The following is a 3,914-nucleotide window of genomic DNA, read 5'->3' as shown; positions in this document are numbered from 1 at the left end:
TCAACTAAATTCAGATGGAGTTAAAACTCCACCTGAATAAGTTATCATTTTATCAAAACACAATATCCCCCATTAATAAACAGCAAAATAATTTTTTGACGATATCATTTAGTAACCGACCGGATTATGGCCTCGGCTACTTCTTTTATGGTCTTTCTTTTGGCCATGCTGTATTTTTGGATGCGCTTAAAGGCCTCAGCTTCGCTGATATTGTGGGCATCCATCAATATTCCCTTGGCCCGGTCCAGCAGCTTGCGCATTTCCAGTGTATCCTTTACCTTGAATAATTCATCCTCCAGTCCCTGCAGCTCCTGATAGCGGGACATGGCCACCTCGATGGTGGGAAACAGATTGGCTTCCTGTACCGGCTTTACCAGATAGGCCAATACCCCGGCCTCCGTGGCCCGCTTCACGATTTCCGGCTGACTGAAGGCGGTGAGCAGTACCACCGGGGCGATTTTTTCCCTGCTGACGATTTTGGCGGCCTCAATACCATCCATCTCCGGCATTTTTACGTCAAAAATACACAAATCTGGCTTGAATTTTTTAGCCAGCTCTACTGCCTTGCGGCCATTTGGGGCCTCGCCTACCACCTCATGGCCGGCCTCCTCCAGCAGCTCCTTCATATCCATCCGGATTAACGCTTCATCATCAGCAATGAGAATTTTCAAGGGATTCATACTTACTCTCCTCCCACACTACTTACTGGTATATGCAAAATACAATGGGCTCCGTGATCATTTTTAAATTCAAGACTGCCGCCGATATCATCCTGAACCAGGGTTTTTATTATCTGCAGCCCCAATGATTTTGCCTGCTTCATATTAAAATTATCCGGCAGCCCTATACCATCATCATACAGCTCTATTATATATTCCTTTTCATAAATGGCCGTCCGCAAGCCGATAACACCGTGACTGCGGCCCACAAATCCATGCTCAATGGAATTTAAAATCAATTCATTGATTATTACCGCCAGATTACTGGCATTCTTGGAGGGCAGAACCACCTCCGGACCCTCTATTTTACTGGTAAGCTGGAAGTCCTGCTCCACCATATTGGGTACCACCCGCTCAATAATTCCCCTGGTAACCTCATTTACATTTATTTCCTCCCTGTCGTGCTGGGACAAAAACTCATGGGCCACTGCCATACTAAGAATACGGTTGGTGCTTTCCTGTAATGCCGCCTTTACCTCCGGGGAGCTGGACCGCCGCCCCTGTAACCGCAGCAGGCTGGCTATGGTTTGCAGATTATTCTTTACCCGATGATGGATTTCCTGAATAACCGCCGTCTTTATCTTGATTTCCCGTTCCTTTTTACGGACCTCCGTCACATCAGCCAGTAGAAGAATGCGTCGCTGCAATACCCCGGCTTCCTCCAGCTTAATATCCCGCTGGAGAAGAATCATGTCCCCTATCTGAATTTCCTTTTCAAAGGGCCGGCTGCTGTCAATGGTTTCCCGGTGCAGCATGGCACTGATTTCCCGGTCAGGCAGGCGGGCCCCCAATAAATGATTTATGCCCAGGGCCCGATAAATACGCTTAGCCGACAGATTAACATAGGTGATGCGGTTTTTGTTGTCGGCAATCACCACCCCTGTACCGGCAAAAATAGGAGTAAAAATATCCACGTCAATGTTCCGCTTGGAATATTGCATCAGCCGCTCTGCCGTGTCCAGCAGCTGATAGTAATTGCTGCCGGAGGCATATTCCTTGCTGGTCTCCAGGGTGATGACACCGATTATTTCATTACCCTCCTTAACAGGATAGGCATACATATCCAAGGTCATGCCCAGCCGCCATTCCCGGCGGCCATGAATGGACTTTTCCTTATGGAAAACATAGGCCACCAAGGGCTCCATCTGGGCCTGCACCACACTGCCCACCTGGGGCAGCTCCACCTGACTGTAAAATGTGTGGGGCTTATGATGCTTCATCACCATATACTCATCTGCCTGCTTTGTCTTCACGTATAACAGAAGGTGAGCATGGGCAAAATCCGCAATAAAGCCAAAGCAGCTGCTCATGCGCCGCAGCAGCTCAATCTGCACCGCCGTCAAATTGGTATGCTGTCTATATATGGACGTGTCTGTTTCATACTTAGTGTAACTGCTCATAATATTCTCCCCATAAGCTTGTATAAACAGCCCTACCCGCCGGGAAAGGGGGCCTCAATGGCCATACCGATGCCACCGCTTCTAAAGCACCCCCTCCGGGGAAAGGGGACCGTCGAAGTCGGCGAAGAGATTACAAATCGGTTAATGCCAGTCCCGGCACGGCATTAAGATACAAATCAGAATACCTTCCCGCCAAGGACTGATAATAGCCCCGACAGCCAATCATGGCCGCATTATCGGTACAAAGAATCTTATCCGGGAAGAAAAATTTAATGTTATTCCTGGCCGTTACCTCCCGAAGGCGACGTTCCAAGGAGCTGTTGGCCGCCACCCCACCGGCCAGCACCAGGGTATCACAGCCCCTTTCACGGACTGCATCCAGGGCTTTGGATAACAGCACCTCAATAACCGTATGCTGAAAGGAGGCCGCCACATCTGCCTTGTTTACCTCTATTTTCTTCAGCTTCATGCTGTTCAGGTAGTTAAGCACCGCCGATTTTAACCCGCTGAAGCTAAACTCATAATTTCCCTTTTCCTGTAGGGCCTTGGGAAAATCAATGGCCAGTGGATTTCCCTCCTGGGCCAGCTTATCTATCTGGGGACCTCCCGGATATGGGAGCCCCATTACCCGGGCCACCTTATCAAAGGCCTCCCCTGCCGCATCATCTCTGGTCTGGCCCATAAGGCTGAAGGAATTATAATCCTTTACATGAACCAGGGAGGTATGACCGCCGGAAACCACCAAAGCCATAAAGGGCGGCTTTAATTCCGGCGCACTGAGGAAATTGGCAAAAATATGTCCCTCCAGGTGATTAACCCCAATAAGCGGTACCCCCAGAGTAAAGGCCAGGGCCTTGGCCGCCGATACCCCTACCAATAAAGCACCCACCAGCCCCGGGCCGTAGGTTACTGCCACCTGGTCAATATCCTTCAGGGTAATCCCGGCCTTGGCCAGCGCCTCATCAATAACCGGCATTACATTTACAATATGCTTACGGGAAGCAATCTCCGGTACCACTCCCCCAAATTTCCGATGAATGGGAATCTGGGTGGCGATGATGTTGGACAGTACGGTCCGACCGCCCACCAGCACCGCCGCCGAGGTCTCATCACAGCTGGACTCAATGGCCAGCGTAATAATCTTATCTTTATCCTTATTTTCTTCGTTCAAAAAAACACCTCATCCGTCAACTGCGTTGCCACCTTACCCACAAGGGAAGGCTATCTTAATTTACTCAGTACCCGTTATCAATTAACTAAATATGAGTATTCCACATTATTTCCGCATCCTCCACCGGGCTGGTATAATATTTCGGTCTTTGCCCCACACTCTTAAAGCCCAGTCCCTCATAGAGCTTAATGGCAGGCGTATTGGACACTCTGGCCTCCAGGGTCATGGCCGTAACGCCTTTGGCCTTTACTACCTCAATCAATTTCAGCAGCATCTGCCGTCCAATGCCCTGACGACGATAGGCAGGGGCAACGGCCACATTGGTAATACTGCCCTCATAGCCCAAAATCCAACACCCCACATAGCCCACTACCCGGTTCTCTGCCCCATCATCAAGGGCCAAAAGATAATAGGTGTCACTGCTGGAGGCATCACGCCAAAAAGATTCCCGGGACCAGGGAGTAGTAAAGCATTCCTTTTCCACCTCTGCCACCGCGTCGGCATCCTCCGGCACCATTTTTCTAAATATAATCATTGTATTTGATCTCCTTGCCCTACCCTGGGCGACGCCAATAAAATGATAACTTATTCAGGTGGAGTTTTAACTCCATCTGAATTTAGTTG

The 3,914-nt window shown here is 49.5% G+C and carries 4 protein-coding genes; all 4 read right to left on the bottom strand.

What is annotated here, in order from left to right; translation table 11 throughout:
• Positions 1–104: 104 nt before the first annotated feature.
• Positions 105–680, bottom strand: coding sequence for an ANTAR domain-containing response regulator (locus tag Q0Y54_RS12125; protein ID WP_297968398.1), 576 nt, complete (start codon positions 678–680; stop codon positions 105–107).
• 2 nt (positions 681–682) lie between these two features.
• Positions 683–2,119: a histidine kinase N-terminal domain-containing protein gene (locus tag Q0Y54_RS12120; RefSeq protein WP_297968396.1), complete on the bottom strand. Its 1,437-nt coding sequence runs from the start codon at positions 2,117–2,119 to the stop codon at positions 683–685.
• A 130-nt stretch (positions 2,120–2,249) separates the two neighbouring features.
• The gene (tsaD, locus tag Q0Y54_RS12115) at positions 2,250–3,290 is read right to left on the bottom strand and encodes a tRNA (adenosine(37)-N6)-threonylcarbamoyltransferase complex transferase subunit TsaD (RefSeq protein WP_297968394.1); all 1,041 of its coding nucleotides are present in this window, start codon (positions 3,288–3,290) and stop codon (positions 2,250–2,252) included.
• An 85-nt stretch (positions 3,291–3,375) separates the two neighbouring features.
• Positions 3,376–3,825, bottom strand: coding sequence for a ribosomal protein S18-alanine N-acetyltransferase (gene rimI / locus Q0Y54_RS12110; protein ID WP_297968391.1), 450 nt, complete (start codon positions 3,823–3,825; stop codon positions 3,376–3,378).
• Positions 3,826–3,914: the final 89 nt, after the last annotated feature.

Origin of the sequence: uncultured Anaerovibrio sp. (genome assembly GCF_947302755.1) — a bacterium.
GTDB lineage: Bacteria > Bacillota > Negativicutes > Selenomonadales > Selenomonadaceae > Anaerovibrio.
Note: the sequence above shows the minus strand (reverse complement) of the source record. Positions and strands in the feature narration are given on the sequence as shown.